This window comes from Pseudomonas sp. RA_15y_Pfl1_P11 (assembly GCF_963970975.1).
In the GTDB taxonomy this organism is placed as follows: Bacteria; Pseudomonadota; Gammaproteobacteria; order Pseudomonadales; family Pseudomonadaceae; genus Aquipseudomonas; species Aquipseudomonas tritici.
This window is the reverse complement of record NZ_CAXAOY010000015.1, coordinates 86922-102687: the sequence shown is the minus strand read 5'-3', so window position 1 is coordinate 102687 and position 15766 is coordinate 86922. Positions and strand designations below refer to the sequence as shown.

Annotated in this window: 14 protein-coding genes; 7 read left to right on the top strand and 7 right to left on the bottom strand. The window is 56.4% G+C overall.

From position 1 onward, the window contains the following. Window positions 1-153 precede the first annotated feature (153 nt). The 3 genes from AACY44_RS19055 to AACY44_RS19045 form a co-directional block, all read right to left on the bottom strand. Window positions 154-453 (bottom strand): chorismate mutase, encoded by a 300-nt coding sequence (locus tag AACY44_RS19055; protein ID WP_339416805.1) that lies wholly within the window; start codon window positions 451-453, stop codon window positions 154-156. A 101-nt stretch (window positions 454-554) separates the two neighbouring features. Beyond that, on the bottom strand, window positions 555-2408 hold the full coding sequence (locus tag AACY44_RS19050; protein WP_339416804.1) for an Lnb N-terminal periplasmic domain-containing protein: 1854 nt from the start codon (window positions 2406-2408) through the stop codon (window positions 555-557). 95 nt (window positions 2409-2503) lie between these two features. Then, window positions 2504-2992 carry a DUF3015 domain-containing protein gene (locus AACY44_RS19045; protein ID WP_010206666.1) on the bottom strand — a complete coding sequence of 163 codons (489 nt, stop codon included), beginning with the start codon at window positions 2990-2992 and terminating at the stop codon, window positions 2504-2506. A gap of 267 nt (window positions 2993-3259) precedes the next feature. Between AACY44_RS19045 and AACY44_RS19040 the strand changes: the two genes are divergently transcribed. Together AACY44_RS19040 and AACY44_RS19035 are read left to right on the top strand one after the other, a co-directional pair. Continuing rightward, complete coding sequence (locus tag AACY44_RS19040; RefSeq protein WP_339416803.1) at window positions 3260-5698, top strand: Lon protease family protein; 2439 nt, start codon at window positions 3260-3262, stop codon at window positions 5696-5698. A 314-nt stretch (window positions 5699-6012) separates the two neighbouring features. Beyond that, window positions 6013-6321: a PA4575 family protein gene (locus AACY44_RS19035; RefSeq protein ID WP_339416802.1), complete on the top strand. Its 309-nt coding sequence runs from the start codon at window positions 6013-6015 to the stop codon at window positions 6319-6321. 3 nt (window positions 6322-6324) lie between these two features. Here the strand turns inward: AACY44_RS19035 and AACY44_RS19030 are convergent, their stop codons facing one another. Beyond that, window positions 6325-8148: a hypothetical protein gene (locus tag AACY44_RS19030; protein WP_339530851.1), complete on the bottom strand. Its 1824-nt coding sequence runs from the start codon at window positions 8146-8148 to the stop codon at window positions 6325-6327. Between the two features lie 164 nt (window positions 8149-8312). Here AACY44_RS19030 and AACY44_RS19025 point away from each other — a divergent pair, with 164 nt between their 5' ends. Continuing rightward, a complete protein-coding gene (locus AACY44_RS19025) occupies window positions 8313-8801 on the top strand; it encodes a TIGR00645 family protein (RefSeq protein ID WP_049711466.1) in 489 nt (162 codons plus the stop codon). Window positions 8802-8815: 14 nt separating this feature from the next. On the opposite strand, the gene AACY44_RS19020 is transcribed toward AACY44_RS19025, so the two are convergent. From AACY44_RS19020 to AACY44_RS19010, 3 genes are all read right to left on the bottom strand, one after another. After that, window positions 8816-10249, bottom strand: coding sequence for an ArnT family glycosyltransferase (locus tag AACY44_RS19020; RefSeq protein ID WP_339530849.1), 1434 nt, complete (start codon window positions 10247-10249; stop codon window positions 8816-8818). A 134-nt stretch (window positions 10250-10383) separates the two neighbouring features. Continuing rightward, window positions 10384-10893, bottom strand: a complete 510-nt coding sequence (locus AACY44_RS19015) for a hypothetical protein (RefSeq protein ID WP_339530847.1) — start codon at window positions 10891-10893, stop codon at window positions 10384-10386. Between the two features lie 338 nt (window positions 10894-11231). Next, a complete protein-coding gene (locus tag AACY44_RS19010) occupies window positions 11232-11501 on the bottom strand; it encodes a DUF6124 family protein (RefSeq protein WP_339530845.1) in 270 nt (89 codons plus the stop codon). A 644-nt stretch (window positions 11502-12145) separates the two neighbouring features. On the opposite strand from AACY44_RS19010, the gene AACY44_RS19005 reads away from it, so the two are divergent. The 4 genes from AACY44_RS19005 (at window position 12146) to AACY44_RS18990 (ending at window position 15766) form a co-directional block, all read left to right on the top strand. Continuing rightward, window positions 12146-12472, top strand: coding sequence for a hypothetical protein (locus AACY44_RS19005; RefSeq protein ID WP_339530843.1), 327 nt, complete (start codon window positions 12146-12148; stop codon window positions 12470-12472). Between the two features lie 210 nt (window positions 12473-12682). Beyond that, a complete protein-coding gene (locus tag AACY44_RS19000; RefSeq protein ID WP_159906430.1) occupies window positions 12683-12886 on the top strand; it encodes a helix-turn-helix domain-containing protein in 204 nt (67 codons plus the stop codon). A 94-nt stretch (window positions 12887-12980) separates the two neighbouring features. Next, window positions 12981-14540: a type I restriction-modification system subunit M gene (locus tag AACY44_RS18995; protein WP_339530841.1), complete on the top strand. Its 1560-nt coding sequence runs from the start codon at window positions 12981-12983 to the stop codon at window positions 14538-14540. After that, a complete protein-coding gene (locus tag AACY44_RS18990) occupies window positions 14537-15766 on the top strand; it encodes a restriction endonuclease subunit S (protein WP_339530839.1) in 1230 nt (409 codons plus the stop codon). Before AACY44_RS18995 ends, AACY44_RS18990 begins: the two co-directional genes overlap by 4 nt.

Genomic DNA, 15766 nt, shown 5'->3' with positions numbered 1-15766 from the left:
ACTAGACACAAATCCTCATAAAGCGAGGCTTCGTCGAAGCAAGTTTGTGAATGTTAAAAAAAGCTAAAAAATCCTCTGATTATTCTCGTTTGAAAATCAATAGGTTAAATGTGTGTGAAGGATTTCTGTAGAGATGAATATAGTTGGCAATTCTTAACTGGTTTGTACGAGCGCAGCATGCTCAGCCAACTCCTGCTGAATAAACGCCGCAATCATTGACCGATACACCTGCTCAGTGACCTCTGGATTGGCGCCTACTGTCTGCGACAAATCCCGGACTTTGGCGATTACCTGTTCAACTCGCTGGGGAGCCTTTACGTCATCGGCATCTTTTTTGAAGCGCGCTGCCTGGAAGACATAACGACCTCGCTCGGCGAGCAGGGTGACAATTTGCTGGTCGAGTCGGTCGATGTGGGTTCGGACTTCTTCCAGCGTTGTGCAGGTAACGGCCATGTCGTTTGAACTCCTTGAGAGGTCTCTGAATAAACTCGGGCCAAATGTGGGAGGGGCAAGCCCCTCCCACATTTGATCTGTGTTGAGCTTTAGGGGCCGGTTCAGTAGTGATACCACTTCACCTCAAGCATCACTTCGTTGACTGGCGTGGAAAGGTGGCTGTACTCGCGCTGCGCACTCAACCGCAGCCCCAGGTTGCGTGACAGCTCCCACTGCTGGTTCAAGCTGATGCTGCGCCGCACTTCGCCATTGGTGAAGAAATCACCCTTGGCTTCCAAACTCAAATTACCCAGCGGATTCCTCCACAACACCCCGGTATTGAACCCGGCTGCCGGGGAGATGGCTTCGTTGAAGTCGTTGTTATGTTCCACGCGTACGGTGCCAAGGGCGAAGCCGAGCATGTCGTCGCGCAGTTGCCAGGTGCCGCCGGCACCGCCGTTGACGTGGGCGACCAGGGTTTCGTCGTCGTGTTTGCCAGGCACGCGCTCCAGACCGCCGGTGACTTGCCATGACCAGGGTTGCAACAGCGCGTTGCGCGGGGTCAGGGAGCGGATGGTGGCCAGGTCCAGTTGCTGCAGTTGCCAGTGGTTGCCTTCGTACTGGCGCAGTTTCATTTGCAGGATTTCGATTTGCGCGCCGAGGGGGAAGCCTTCGGCGTTGTCGTTGAGGTCGTGGTAGGCCATGCGCAGGCCGTATTCACCAAAGGCTTTGTCGCCACGGGTGCCAATGCCGGCTTGCCATGTGCGCGATTCATGGCCGTTTTCCGGCAGGCCGGGCGGCACGATTTTAAGGTCGGGCGCAGGGTTCTGATTGATCGCGCGCAGCAGTTCGAAGCTGCGCTGGGAACGTACCGTGTCGCGCTCCAAGCCATTGGCGCGGTAGCGGCCCAGGCGGTAAGCGGCGTCGATGATCAGGGCCTGGCGCTCGCGGGGCAGGGCTTTGAAAGCGGGCTCCTGCAATTGTTTCTGGTCTTCGCTGACCTTCAATACCCATTGCTGCTCGTCGCTGTCGAGTGGCTTGGCGCGCTCCAGCAGTTCACGTTCGCGGGAAGGGCGGTAGTCGATCTTTTCTACCAGGCCGGCCTCTTTCACGGCCTTGACCGTGTCGGTCGGGATGGCGGTCAGCGGAAATTGTTCGGTCAGGCGTAGGCCAGGGCGCGCCACTTGCAGCAATTCCAGCAGACGATAGGAGCAGTTTTCGTCAAAGAAGAAGTAGTCGAACTGGATCTGCTTGAGCTCCCACACGTGCTCGACCATGCGTTCGGTCTCGACCTGGGTGAGGTTGAGGCGGTATTCCCACAGGTCGCGGTTCTCCAGGCTACGGTACTCGGAGAGTTTTTCCTGGTAGGGCACCAAGGCGAACAGGCCGGGATAACCCCCCATCAGGCCCTTCCAGGCGTAGAGAATGCTGTTGTCGGAGCCCTCGATATAGGCGCCGAAGTTAATCGCGTAGCTGAGCAGGGCGGTGTTGTTGCTTTGCACGTCGGCCTGGTCGATGCGCAGCAGGGTGTGGCCGAACATCGAGGAGGGGCTGTTGAGGTAGGCCGCCGGGAAGATCATCACCGCGCTATGGGGGGCGACGTCCTTGAACCACTGCTTGAATTCTTTGCAGTCCACGGCAGGCAGGTCAGTGAGCTGCAACTGATCCTTGAGCCAGCGGGTTCGTGCGGGGTACACGCACTGGGCATGTTTTTCACCCAGGCTGGCCGGCGCGTAAAGGGCGTCGACGGTGGCCTTGAGTTCCGCATCCGGGTGATGGGCGCCGTCAGGCGCGAGGAAAAACTTTTTATCGCTGACATAACTGCGCCAGCCGCTGATCTTGCCGGCTTCGTAGTGGCCCAGGGACAACCAGAAGGGGTCATTGGCCAATTGCTGCAAACGTTGATCATCGAGGTGCGGTGCCGCGTGCAGCGGGGCGCAGGCGAAGAGAGCCAGGCAAGCGAGGCGTTTGAGCATGGGGGCTACTTAAGTCGAAATAAAAAAAAGACCCAAGGGGGGGGATAGGTCGAAAAAATAAAACCCGCGCCTCGAAAGGCGCGGGCAGGTCGAGCTTAAGCCTGGGTAGCGTATTTCGCCAGACGGGCATCACTTTTCAGTACAGCAATGGTGTTGTTGTGCACGTCATCAGCCGTCACGTCAGCCTTGCTGAAGATTTGCTGGAAGTGCTCGTGAGTCACGGCAGCAAAGTGCTCGCGATCTTCCGGCGCAACACCCAGTACCACAGCGTAGGTAGTCAGCGCTTCGCCGTTACCCTTGGCCATGTCTTCGGACAGCTCGTTCATCATGCCATTCATGGCAATCCAGGACTTGCCGCCATAGCTCAGGGCGCTGTTGGTGCTGCAACCGTTGGTGCCCGAGGTCATGCCGAAGGTGGCGTTACCCGAAGTACCGTTGGTGGTAGAGGCCAGGAAGTGAGCTGGAGTACCGCGCTGGCCTTCAAACAACATGTTGCCCCAACCGCAGTTCGGGCCACCTGGTGCTTCTGCCATTGCATTGAGGGAGACGACGGTGAAGAGAGTACCGAGAAGGATCCGTTTCATAGCTTTGTTCTCTTTGTGTGCAAACCAATGGACAAGGGTTCAGGCACGTCAACGCGCCCTAGGGATCGGTTATTAGTCCAACCCGCGCAGTTTGGAGTTTAGGCACGTTCTAAGGGTTCCGTGTATTTTTATAAAACAATTCGCGATGTCGCACTAATTTTGCGGGGCGCATCCCGCGTCTGTGCTTTCCCTCAAGCGCGCCTTGCCAGAGCGCGTAACCGGGAGCCAGAATGCCGTTATCTGCCCCGCCTGATGTAAGGAAGCCCGATGCCTGATCCTGTTGCTGCCAGCTTGCGTCTAGCGCCCGATGCGCTGACTCGCCCTTTCTCCGCTGAACAGTTCAGCTTCTCGACCACCAATGATCTGGAGCCCTTTCGCGGTGTGCTTGGCCAGGAACGTGCGGTTGAAGCACTGCAGTTCGGTGTGGCCATGCCACGCCCCGGTTACAACGTATTTGTCATGGGCGAGCCCGGCACCGGCCGCTTTTCGTTCGTCAAACGTTACCTGAGGGCCGAAGGTAAACGCCTGCAGACTCCGGCAGATTGGGTTTACGTCAATAATTTCGATGAGCCTCGCGAACCCCGCGCCCTTGAATTGCCAGGCGGCGCTGCGGCGGCGTTCATTGCCGACATCAATGGCTTGGTCGACAACCTGGTTGCCACCTTCCCGGCGGTCTTCGAGCACCCGACGTATCAACAGCGCAAAAGCGCCATCGACCGCGCCTTCAACCAGCGCTACGACAAGGCCCTGGACGTAATCGAACGCCTGGCCCTGGAAAAAGGCGTAGCGCTGTACCGCGACAGCTCCAACATCGCCTTTACCCCGATGCTCGACGGCAAGGCGCTGGACGAGGCCGAGTTCTCGCAGTTGCCGGAAGCCGATCGCGAGCGTTTCCACACGGATATTTCCGAGCTGGAAGAGCGCCTCAACGAAGAGCTGGCCAGCCTGCCGCAGTGGAAGCGTGAGTCCAATAACCAACTGCGCCAGTTCAACGAAGAAACCATCACGCTGGCCCTGCAGCCTTTGCTCGCACCGCTGTCGGAAAAGTACGCGGAAAACGCCGCTGTCTGCGGTTATCTGCAAGCCATGCAGGTGTACCTGCTTAAGACCGTAGTCGAGCAATTGGTGGACGACGCCAAGACCGACGCCCAGGCGCGCAAGCTGCTTGAAGAGCAGTACTGCCCAAGCCTGGTGGTGGGGCATGCGGTCAACGGCGGCGCACCGGTGGTGTTTGAACCGCACCCGACCTACGACAACCTGTTCGGCCGTATCGAATACAGCACCGATCAGGGCGCGCTCTACACCACGTATCGCCAGTTGCGCCCAGGCGCCTTGCACCGCGCCAATGGCGGTTTCCTGATTCTTGAAGCCGAAAAAATGCTCAGCGAGCCGTTTGTCTGGGACGCCCTCAAGCGGTCCTTGCAGTCGCGCAAGCTGAAGATGGAATCGCCGTTGGGCGAGTTGGGCCGCCTGGCGACCGTCACCCTGAACCCGCAGATGATCCCGCTGCAGGTCAAGGTGATCATCATCGGCTCCCGCCAGTTGTACTACGCGTTGCAGGACGCCGATCCGGACTTCCAGGAGATGTTCCGGGTACTGGTGGATTTTGATGAAGACATCCCGATGGTCGATGAGAGCCTGGAGCAGTTCGCCCAGTTGCTCAAAACCCGCACGTCGGAAGAAGGCATGGCGCCGCTGACGTCGGATGCCGTGGCGCGGTTAGCCACCTACAGCGCGCGATTGGCCGAGCACCAAGGGCGCTTGTCGGCGCGCATTGGTGATTTGTTCCAACTGGTCAGCGAAGCGGATTTCATTCGCCACCTGGCGGGCGACGAAATGACCGATGCCGGCCATATCGAGCGCGCACTCAAGGCCAAGGCCACGCGCACCGGGCGCGTGTCGGCACGGATTCTCGACGACATGCTGGCCGGGGTCATCCTGATCGACACCGCCGGCGCCGCCGTAGGCAAGTGCAACGGGCTGACGGTGCTGGAGGTGGGTGACTCGGCGTTCGGCGTGCCGGCGCGGATTTCCGCCACGGTGTACCCGGGCGGCAGCGGCATTGTCGACATCGAGCGTGAGGTTAACCTCGGCCAGCCGATTCACTCCAAGGGCGTGATGATCCTCACCGGTTACCTGGGTAGCCGTTATGCCCAGGAGTTCCCGCTGGCGATCTCGGCCAGCATCGCGCTGGAGCAATCCTACGGCTACGTGGACGGCGACAGTGCGTCCCTGGGCGAGGCGTGCACCTTGATCTCGGCCCTGTCGAAGACGCCGCTCAAACAGTGCTTTGCCATCACCGGTTCGATCAACCAGTTTGGTGAAGTGCAGGCGGTGGGCGGGGTCAACGAGAAGATCGAAGGTTTCTTCCGCCTCTGTGAAGCACGCGGGTTGACCGGCGAGCAAGGCGCGATCATTCCGCAAGCCAACGTCGCCACGCTGATGCTTGATGAGAAGGTGCTGCAGGCTGTGCGCGCCGGGCAGTTCCATATCTATGCCGTGCGCCAGGCGGATGAAGCCTTGAGCCTGCTGGTGGGCGAGGACGCCGGTGAGCCGGATGCGCAAGGGCAGTTCCCGGAGGGCACGGTCAATGCGCGCGTGGTAGAGCGCTTGCGCGCGATTGCCGAGATGATCAGTGAGGACGACTTGAAGGAGGCGGAGAAGGAGTTGGCACAGGAGGCGCTGGCCGAAACCAAACCCACCTGACTTTTTGTCGTGAAGCGGTCAAGTGTGGGAGCTGGCTTACCCGCGATAGCGGTCTACCCGTCAACAGAATGTTGCCTGGACGTCAGTCATCGCAGGCGGGCCAGCTCCCAGATTGACGGTGGTGTATTTGAATAAATCCTGAAGCCGCCATAAATTTGACTGGGTTTGAGGGGCTAGCGCCGTTGGTCCCTACAGCCTTGGTTTGTCGCGGTTTTCTTCTATTCTGTGTTCAAGGGATATCCACAGGAGTCGCTGGATAGAGACAGCCTCGCCCCAGGCGCAGGTTGAACACCGATCTAACGAGGGTCGCCGCCATGCCGCGCAACCTTTGCCTCACCCGTCAGTGCTTTGGCCTGGTTACCCGTATCGAATGCTCCATTCGCCCTCTTGCGGGGGATAACGGCATGTGGACGTTGTTGTTTGCCGCCGGAATGACCGGCGAACAACCCTCCACTATCAAGTCCCAGGGCCCGTTTCACGGCCCCGTCGTGGCGGAAAACATTCTGGAATCCATCGTTGATAGCCTGACCCTGCATGGCTATGAGCAGGCGGGCGATCCGCAGATCTGGAGCCTGCACATGCAGGCCCATCTGCGACAGCTCAAGGGTGATACCCAGCACTGAGTGCTATTTGCTCTCGGGCTTGTCCAGCTTGACTTCAAAGCCGTACTGCACGGTGCTGAGGTCGGTGCGTTGGTAGCTTTCCAGTGACGTCGGCTGGCCGTAGAAATAATGCACATCAAACAGCGCCGTGCCGTATTCCTCGGCGCGGTGGCTCACACCCAGAATTTCCTTGAGGTAGTTGCCGCTGGTGTCCTTGGCGTAGAAGCGCCAGCTGTCGGCAGGGAATTCCTTCTGCTCCACGACCAGCGCGTTGTCCTTGAGCGACAGCCCTTTGGGTAGCTTGGCTACCTCAATGTCGGTTTTTTCAATGGTCGCCAGGAGCAGTGGAATCGAGCCCACCACAAAGGCCGGGTTTTCCGGGAACAGGTTGAGGTCATAGGTGAGGGTGCCGCGCGCCGGGTTCAGTTCGAAGGCCTCAGTCGGCAATTCGATAGGCTCCCCCCGTTCGCCCTTTTCGTCGGCGGTAAAGAAGGTCACCGGCGATTCGCTGCTGTTGCGCTCACTGCCCACCAGGTCGTCATTAAAGGTGAACGGGTGGTCAAACACGATGTGTGCGGCGCTGGCGTCCTCGACCGACTGGCTGATGGTGACGCTTTTTTTCAGCTGGTCTTCGGTCATGCTCGCGTCTTTGAGCCAGCTGGCGGCGCTGTCGTCGTACACGGTAACCGGCATCGGCAAGGCCTCTACGGTTTGCTGCAGGCTGTTCTTGTCAAAACGCAGCACGGGCAGGTCGAGGTCTTTGCGGGTAAGCGTAGCGGTGGAGAAATCCAGCACGTTGACCTGCAGGCTGTCGATCAAACCGTTGAAATACACCTTGGCGTAATGGCTGCCCTGCTTGTGTTCGAAGGCTTTTTGCTGATCGGTGAGCTGTTTTTCAAACGCGTCCGACCAGACTTTCTGCTTTTGCATCTCGGCCAGTTGCTTCTCGTAGAACGCCACCTGTGCGCTGCTTTCGTTGATCGAGCCCGAGCGTGTGAGGAATTGCCCAGTGCTGTCCCGTGCCTGTACCAGCAGCGGGTTGGGCGACTCGTCACCCACTTCCGGTGCCAGTGGTTGGCTGTTGGTCAGCTCGATCTCGGCGTAGTTTTTCTCCAGGAGCAGCAGGTTGAGGGTGATATTGCCTTCCGTACGCTTGTGGCCGACGTCCTTTTTCGACAAATCAAACGTCAACACCTTGCCCGGCGCGACCACTTCAACGGTGCCCTTTAGGTTGACGGGTTGCGGCTGGCGCTTGTTGTCGGTTTCGATGCCGTCGATAAACGGGTAGGTCACCGTCAAATCGTCGGGGTTGGTCAGGTTGGAACTGCTGGGGCTCAGTTGGATGCCCGGATCGGTTTCCGACCATTCCGGCTGAAAGGAGATGACCTTGTTGTTGCTCAAGGTGACGGACCGCCATTCCAGGCTATGGGGAAACGGGAATGGGTTCGGGATACTGAAATTAAACGGGAAGACCGGCTGCAAGTCCGTCAAATAGTCGGAGTGTGAGGTTTTACGCAGCACGAACAGGCCATTGATGTAGGTGTCCACCAGCGCCTGGGGCGTGGGGTAGTGCCTGAGCAGGGCCAGGCTGTCTTCGCCGTATTCGGCTTCGATGGGCTTGGTGGCAAGCTTGACCCGTGCCCGTTCCAGAAACAGCAGCGAACCGCCAAGTTCGGCAACGGCTTCGTGCAGCTTGGGGTCCTGGATGCTGTCGAGGGAGTGTTCGAATTGTGCGGTTTTCTCTTCGAGGGTGGCCTGCTTCTGCTCGTCGCTGGGCGAGCAGCCGCCGGCCAGCAGCAATGCCGCGCACAGGCCGAGATTGGCCAAAGGGGATCGCACATCCATCATCTGAGTTTTCCTGTCCGACGTCATCGAGCCGATTTTTATTGGGCTCGACACTAGCAGAAAAATTCTCTTACAGATGCCGCCCAGCTCAGTTTTCTCGTGGTTACAGGTGTTTTGGAACCGCTGGTATACTCGCCACCATTTTTAGCCAAGCTGTGTGAGATCCCATGGAACGCTTTATCGAAAATACTATGTACGCCTCACGCTGGCTGTTGGCGCCCATCTACCTGGGGTTGTCCCTGGGCTTGCTGATCCTGGCGCTGAAGTTCTTCCAGGAAATCATTCACGTCATTCCCACTGTTTTTACCATGCTGGAATCCGAGGTGATCCTGCTGCTGTTGTCGTTGATCGACATGGCGCTGGTCGGTGGCTTGCTGGTGATGGTGATGATTTCCGGCTACGAGAACTTCGTTTCGCAACTGGATATCGATGAAAACAAAGAAAAGCTCAACTGGCTCGGCACCATGGACTCTTCGTCGCTGAAGATGAAGGTCGCGGCCTCGATCGTGGCGATCTCGTCCATCCACCTGCTGCGCATCTTCATGGACGCCAAGAACGTCGATCCGGAGCATTTGATGTGGTACGTGATCATCCACATGACCTTTGTGGTGTCGGCGTTCGCCATGGGCTACCTGGACAAACTCACCAAGCACTGATGTTTGCGCCAGCCTTACTGCTCCACAAAATAGTAAGGCTGGCGATTGATCGACATCTCCTTGGCTACCCTCACTGGCGTGCTCAAACCGTTGGTATGGTCCAGCAACGCAACGTTGCCGGGCTTGGCGGCGAGGTAATCGTGCAACTCGGCCTCGGTTTGCAGGATGGGCAGGTAGCCCCGCAGATAGAACACGCTGGCCCCGGCGATGCGTTCATTGGGCTGAAACAGCACAACTTCTTTGCCTTCGTCTTTGAGCGCCTGGATCTGGCTGATCACCGGCACGAACGATTGGCGCACGTCGGCCTTGGGCGCGAACCAGAAGGCGGCTGCCAGGTAGCAGGCCACGACCAGGGTGAAAGCGCTGCTGACGAGTGTTCTATGGTGTTTATACAGCGCGGGCTTGTGGTCTTTCAGCCAGCCCAGCAGCACCCGCGCATATTCCGCCGCCAACACGGCGGCGGCCGGCGTCAGTGCCATCAGGTACACCGTGCGCTTGCTGGACGCCAGTGTCAGCAGGATGAACTGCGCCACCAGCCAGACACTGAAAAACAGCCGGTAGCGGTTGCGCACCAGGCTTTTACGCAAATGCCACAGGCCCAGGTACACCAGGATATTCCAGGGCAGGAACGCCTCGGGCAGCTTGGCGATGTAGTAGTAGAACGGCTCGTAATGCCCAGCCTCGACAAACGAGCCGCTGAAGCGCCCGACGCTGTTGGTCAACAGCACTTCGGCCACCGCTTGCATACCACCGCGTTGGAACAGGAACCCCAACCAGATCACCAGCGGCACAAGCGCCAACAAGGTAAACAGCGCCGGCTTGAGCCAGTCGCCGATGCGCAGGCGCTTGTCCATCAGGCTGGTGCTGGCCAGGTACACAAAAATCACAATGCCCGGCATCGCCAGGCCCAGCACGCCTTTACTTAGCGTGGCGATCACCATGCCAGCGGTAAACAGTGCCCAAGCGGCTGTGCTTGAACCTTGGCGCTCGGGCCGCACGGCTTGGTAAAACGCCAGCAGCGCAGTGGTCACGCCCAGGCTGAGCAGCGAGTCTTCCCCCACGCCGCGCACATTGCTCCAGTAACTGGCCATGGTCGCCAGGATCAATGCCGCGCTGAACGCCAGCGTCTGCGGCCGGCCGAACCTGCGCAGCATGGCGTAGAGCAGCATCACGCTGAACAACCCGGCAAATGCCGAGGCCAGGCGCACGGCCCAGGTGGTGCCGCCAAACAGGCGAATGGCCCCGGCATCGATCCACAGGCTCAGGGGCGGTTTTTCCAGGAAGGGCTCACGAAACAACTGGGGCACCACCCAGTTATTGTCCAGGTGCATGGCCATGGCGATCCCGGCGACGCGGGCTTCGGTGGAGCCTTGCAGCTCGTGGTTGCCCAGGGCAAAGAAGAACAACAGGCCTGCGAGCAGGAGCAGCAGGGGAGCGGGACGTGTCATGGGTTGTGGCTACCGAGGCGGGGGACCGCTCGGGGGAGCGGTCATTGCTATCGGTTAGTATCTGTCAGTGTTTCTGAACGTTTCGTGAACAGATGGGAGAATAGTGAGGGGCGCCTATTGGGCGGTATAGGAAGTCACAGGCGCGTGGTGTCTATTACAACAATTCCCAACGGCCCACTACGTTTTTCCACCCTTACCCAACCCTGTTCACCGTAGTAGCGGGTACGGCAAATTTTAATCTGTTTGTTCACTTCCGTATCGAATACTCGGATGCCTGCGCAATTATGCCTGCCTCCCGCTGCATATTCGTACGAAGTCACATAGCTGCTGAATACCGTGCTCGTAAGCAGAATAACCACCGATAGCAGCGCATCCATCACCAGGCCACTGGCGATGAGCAAGCCGAAAAAGACTTTTAATCGATCCAGCGGTTTTTTGCGCAGGAACCTGGAGTTACTGGTATGCCACCCCCACACCATCAAGATGATTGCCAGCGCTGGCGATGAGATCAGGGCGATCTTTTCAGCTACCGGGTTGAAATGTGCAGACGGCCAGATAATGAATATCCAGACCAGAATCAGCGCGGTGAAGAGTAGCAGGCCAATGGTGGTTGGTATCAGGTAGGCATAGGAGTTTTTGTTCAATGCGACGTTCGTCCTTGTAGTCAGAGCCTGCCGCTGGTGTCTCTCGGAGACAGGGCAGTAATGCATCATTGAATTGTAATGGATGTACCCCTTGGGTGGTGCGCTGAGAGCGGGAGCCGGGGAAATGAGACGATGGCAAATCGCAGACAAAGAAAAGCCCGCGATGGGGAAAAGCGGGCTTGAAAGGGATATTCACAAGGAGCTGGGATTACCATAGACGCTCAAGTGTGAAAGGGGGGTGAAAGCCTGAGCTCAGTATGAAGTGGTGATTGCCAGGGTGAGTTGTTGGACCGTTATCCGCGGCGTCAGCCTGCACGCGACTCGGCTTTTTTGATTTGCTACTGAGGTTGCGTCGGGAACGGTTGCGCGTCAGCGGTGGAGGCCAGCGTGACGAGCACACGCTCAATGAGTAATCCGCCCAGCACCACTAGTTGCTGGCTACCCAAGAGTTTTTGACGGGCTAATCCGTCGAGTTCGAAGGCCAGGTCTGTGATGATTGCGTCCAGCGATGCAAGGGTTTCGCTGGCTTGGATCAGCAGTGTTTCGGGATCGATGTTTGGCGCGATGGTGAAGAGAGTCGCTGGAGGATTGGGCGTGATTTTTTTCATGGCTGAATCTCCTTGATTAATGGAGTCGCCAGACATCGCTGCTAAACGAAAAGGGTGGCGACCGTACGCGGGTTAGCAGACCAGGAATCAAGGAACCCAGCGCACCCGAAAGTGCCCCACGCACAGCCGCCATAATGCGAACCAGCGGATGCTGAAAGCATCGCTTGAACGGATGGTGGCTTTGCAGGCCTTGATATTAACCGAGCTGCTAAACCCGGTCGCTGATTTTGCAGCGACGTGGAGAGGTTAGCCGGGTGTGGGGAGTGGAACCAGTTCACCATGGGCGCGACATCTTGAAGGAAAATTCCGAGGCGAGGTTTTGCGGTGATCTTCGAACCCCAGGAACAACAAAACCCGCAGTAGGCGGGTTTTGTCGATGCTTTGAAGTGCCGGGGTAGTCTGAACCAATCATGTAAGTTACTGATATAAATAATATATTTAGGTTAGGAGAACTGCATGGGATACTGTTTGGAATACAGAGTTTTGATGCTGTTGCGTCAGGGCAGTGTCGGGTGATGTGAGTGCGTCACCTATCAGCGAAAGGAGGCTCATGGGGGGCTGGCTAATAATCAAGGTGTATCCCTGCTTCGAATTCACCGGTTATCAGCCGCACTATGACTTGCGGTCGCTTCAGTTTGTGCTTTGTGGCCAATTCATCCAGCTGGGCGAGCCGGTTGCTACATTTCGAAAAAGCAGCCAGTGTCGAGCTGCCGTTACACCTCGCTAGTCATAACCCAGAAACCGTCAAAAGGGCGATTCGCTACGCGAAGCTGTTTGAGCGTACGGAGTCGCCGCTCTGGCTTGCCATGCGTGCGTTGCTCGCAGGGGATGAGTGGCAAGTTTTCTTCGGTGTTTGCGACCGTTTATTGGATCAACTCAAGCCTTTTGATGAGCTGATTGCCCGCTCTGAAAAACAGCTTAAGCATTTATCGCTGCTTGGGTTGTTTTCCTACCTCAGCGTGCTGGCTTAGGGGATAACCCACGAAGGTGCTTGCCGAATAGTGGCTGGAGCGGATCTCCTGCTTGGACTCGATCTTGCGCTGGTCTCCAGGGAAACCCAAAGCCGATAAGAAGTTAGTTTTGGCTGCAAAATTTTAGTTTGACTAGCAAAATGTCACGCTAAGAAAGCCACCGTGTTACCCTCGGGGTTCACGAGATGACCAATTTCCAGGGGCACAGCCATGATCCGCTGCCATCTCGCCCGCATGATGGGCGAGCACAAAATGCGTATTGCTGACGTAGCCAGAGAAACGGGGCTCAGCCGCGCCACGGTGACCCTGCTCTACAAAGAAACAGCGCAGAAAGTGGATCTGGAAGCCATTGAGAAACTGTGCCTAATGTTTGAATGTCAAGTAGGCGACCTGCTTGAGCTAAAACCAGCATAGACAGCGCTGCTTCCACAGCTCCGGATCACACAGCAAGCGCCTTAACGACATCCAATAAACGACTAAATCCTAGAAAAATTAACAGGGAAACCGCATGACCAGCACCCAACAACGCGCCGCTCTGCAGCGCCAGATATGGGCCATTGCCAACGATGTCCGTGGCGCCGTCGATGGCTGGGACTTCAAGCAGTACGTGCTCGGCACCCTGTTCTACCGCTTCATCAGCGAAAACTTCGCTGATTACATGACGGGCGGCGATGAGTCAGTCGATTACGCAGCCATGGATAATGGCGACAAAAATATCGCGGCAGTCAAAGACGATGCCATAAGGACGAAGGGTTACTTCATCTACCCCAGCCAGATGTTTGCCAATGTCGTCGCCAGCGCCAATACCAACGAAAGCCTGAACACCGACCTGGCTAACATTTTTAAAGACATTGAAGCGTCCGCCAATGGCTACCCCTCCGAACGCGATATCAAAGGCCTGTTTGCCGACTTCGACACCACCAGCAACCGCTTGGGCAATACCGTCAAGGACAAGAATGCGCGCCTCGCTGACGTGCTCAAAGGCGTAGCCGGGTTGGATTTTGGCACCTTTGACGAAAGCCACATCGACCTGTTTGGCGACGCTTACGAATTCCTCATCTCCAACTACGCCGCCAATGCCGGCAAATCGGGCGGTGAGTTCTTCACTCCGCAGCAGGTCTCCAAGCTGATCGCCCAGCTCGCTATGCACAAGCAAACCAGTATCAACAAGATCTACGATCCCGCTTGCGGCTCGGGCTCGCTGCTGCTGCAAGCCAAGAGGCACTTTGATGAACACATCATCGAAGACGGTTTTTTCGGTCAGGAACTCAACCACACCACGTATAACCTGGCGCGGATGAACATGTTCCTTCACAACGTCAACTACGACAAATTCAACATCCAGCTAGGCGACACCCTAGCCGAGCCACACTTCGGCGATGATAAACCTTTCGATGCCATCGTCTCCAACCCGCCCTACTCGGTGAAGTGGAAGGGCATGGACGACCCCACCCTGATCAACGACGACCGCTTTGCCCCGGCCGGCGTGCTTGCGCCGAAGTCCAAGGCCGACTTTGCTTTTGTGCTACACGCCCTCAGCTACCTCTCGGCCAAAGGTCGCGCTGCCATCGTCTGCTTCCCCGGCATTTTCTACCGGGGCGGAGCCGAGCAGAAGATCCGCCAATACTTAGTGGACAACAACTATGTGGAAAGCGTGATTTCGCTCGCCTCCAACCTGTTTTATGGCACCTCCATTGCTGTGAATATTCTGGTGCTGTCCAAACACAAGACGGACACCACCACTCAATTTATCGACGCCAGCAGTCTGCTCAAGAAAGAAACCAACAACAACGTGCTGCTGGACATGCATATCGAGCAGATCATGCAGGTGTTCGACAGCAAGGCGAATGTGGATCACTTTGCCCAATCCGTTCCTTTGGAGAAGGTAGCAGCCAACGACTACAACCTGTCCGTTAGCAGCTATATCGATGCCAAGGACACCCGCGACGTGGTGAATATCGCTCAGCTCAATGCCGACCTGAAAACCACGGTTGCTAGGATCGATCAACTGCGGGCCGAGATTGATGCCATCGTTGCGGAGATTGAAGGCGAGGAGTTGGGGGGATGAGCGGCGTGAGCTTTTTGGAGAAGCTGCTGGATGGCGTAGTGGTGGAGTGGCTATCACTTGGTGACGTTACGAAATATGAACAACCAACTAAGTATTTAGTAGCAACAAAGAACTACAGCGACGAATTTGAAACCCCCGTTCTGACTGCTGGAAAAACCTTTGTACTCGGCTACACGGACGAGGCTCACGGTATCTATAAGGCTTCTGAAAGCCCTGTAATAATCTTTGATGACTTTACGACCGCTAATAAATGGGTGGACTTTGACTTCAAAGCCAAATCATCGGCCATGAAGATGATTACCTCAAGTGACGAAGGTAAGACGTTAACTAAATATATTTATTTCTGGCTTAACACATTGCCAAGCGAACTGGTTGATGGCGACCACAAGCGCCAGTGGATCAGTAATTATGCATGCAAAAAAATCCCGATCCCTTGCCCAGAAAACCCCAAGAAATCGCTTGAAATCCAGGCCGAAATCGTTCGCATACTGGATACTTTTACTGAACTGACCGCCGAGCTGACCGCCGAGCTGACCGCGCGAAAAAAGCAATACAACTATTACCGTGACCAACTGTTGAGCTTTAAAAATAGGAATGTAGAATGGAAGGCGCTGTGCGAAGTTGGTGAGTTTATTCGTGGCAAGCGTTTTACCAAGGCTGACTATGTGGAAGACGGAATCAGCGTTATCCATTACGGCGAAATATACACGCGTTACGGCGTTTTTACGACACGAGCTTTTTCTCAGGTCAGAAACAATATGGCTGGGTCACTGCGCTATGCAGAGCCGGGCGATGTAGTGATAACTGACGTGGGTGAGACTGTTGAAGATGTTGGTAAGGCAGTAGCATGGCTCGGAGATGAAAAGGTCGCTATTCACGACCACTGCTATGCTTTTCGGCATTCAATGAATCCGAAGTTTGTTTCCTATTGCATGCAAGCGACATCGTTCGTTGCCGAGAAGGCGAAATATATAGCCAGAACCAAAGTGAATACATTGCTGATTAATGGATTTTCAAAGATTAAAATCCCTGTTCCGTATCCAGGTGATTTTGATAAATCCCTTGCAGAACAAGCCCGCATCGTCGCTATCCTCGATAAATTATACGTGTTGACAAACTCTGTCAGTAAAGGCTTGCCGTGCGAAATTGCGTTGCGCCAAAAACAATACGCGTATTATCGCGACATACTTTTGAATTTCCCCAGGCCAGAAGAGGTAGCGGCGTAA

Coding starts and splice junctions, on each gene's coding strand:
- AACY44_RS19055 (WP_339416805.1), bottom strand. CDS start 453: ATGGCCGTTACCTGCACAACGCTGGAAGAAGTCCGAACCCACATCGAC.
- AACY44_RS19050 (WP_339416804.1), bottom strand. CDS start 2,408: ATGCTCAAACGCCTCGCTTGCCTGGCTCTCTTCGCCTGCGCCCCGCTG.
- AACY44_RS19045 (WP_010206666.1), bottom strand. CDS start 2,992: ATGAAACGGATCCTTCTCGGTACTCTCTTCACCGTCGTCTCCCTCAAT.
- AACY44_RS19040 (WP_339416803.1), top strand. CDS start 3,260: ATGCCTGATCCTGTTGCTGCCAGCTTGCGTCTAGCGCCCGATGCGCTG.
- AACY44_RS19035 (WP_339416802.1), top strand. CDS start 6,013: ATGCCGCGCAACCTTTGCCTCACCCGTCAGTGCTTTGGCCTGGTTACC.
- AACY44_RS19030 (WP_339530851.1), bottom strand. CDS start 8,148: ATGATGGATGTGCGATCCCCTTTGGCCAATCTCGGCCTGTGCGCGGCA.
- AACY44_RS19025 (WP_049711466.1), top strand. CDS start 8,313: ATGGAACGCTTTATCGAAAATACTATGTACGCCTCACGCTGGCTGTTG.
- AACY44_RS19020 (WP_339530849.1), bottom strand. CDS start 10,249: ATGACACGTCCCGCTCCCCTGCTGCTCCTGCTCGCAGGCCTGTTGTTC.
- AACY44_RS19010 (WP_339530845.1), bottom strand. CDS start 11,501: ATGAAAAAAATCACGCCCAATCCTCCAGCGACTCTCTTCACCATCGCG.
- AACY44_RS19000 (WP_159906430.1), top strand. CDS start 12,683: ATGATCCGCTGCCATCTCGCCCGCATGATGGGCGAGCACAAAATGCGT.
- AACY44_RS18995 (WP_339530841.1), top strand. CDS start 12,981: ATGACCAGCACCCAACAACGCGCCGCTCTGCAGCGCCAGATATGGGCC.
- AACY44_RS18990 (WP_339530839.1), top strand. CDS start 14,537: ATGAGCGGCGTGAGCTTTTTGGAGAAGCTGCTGGATGGCGTAGTGGTG.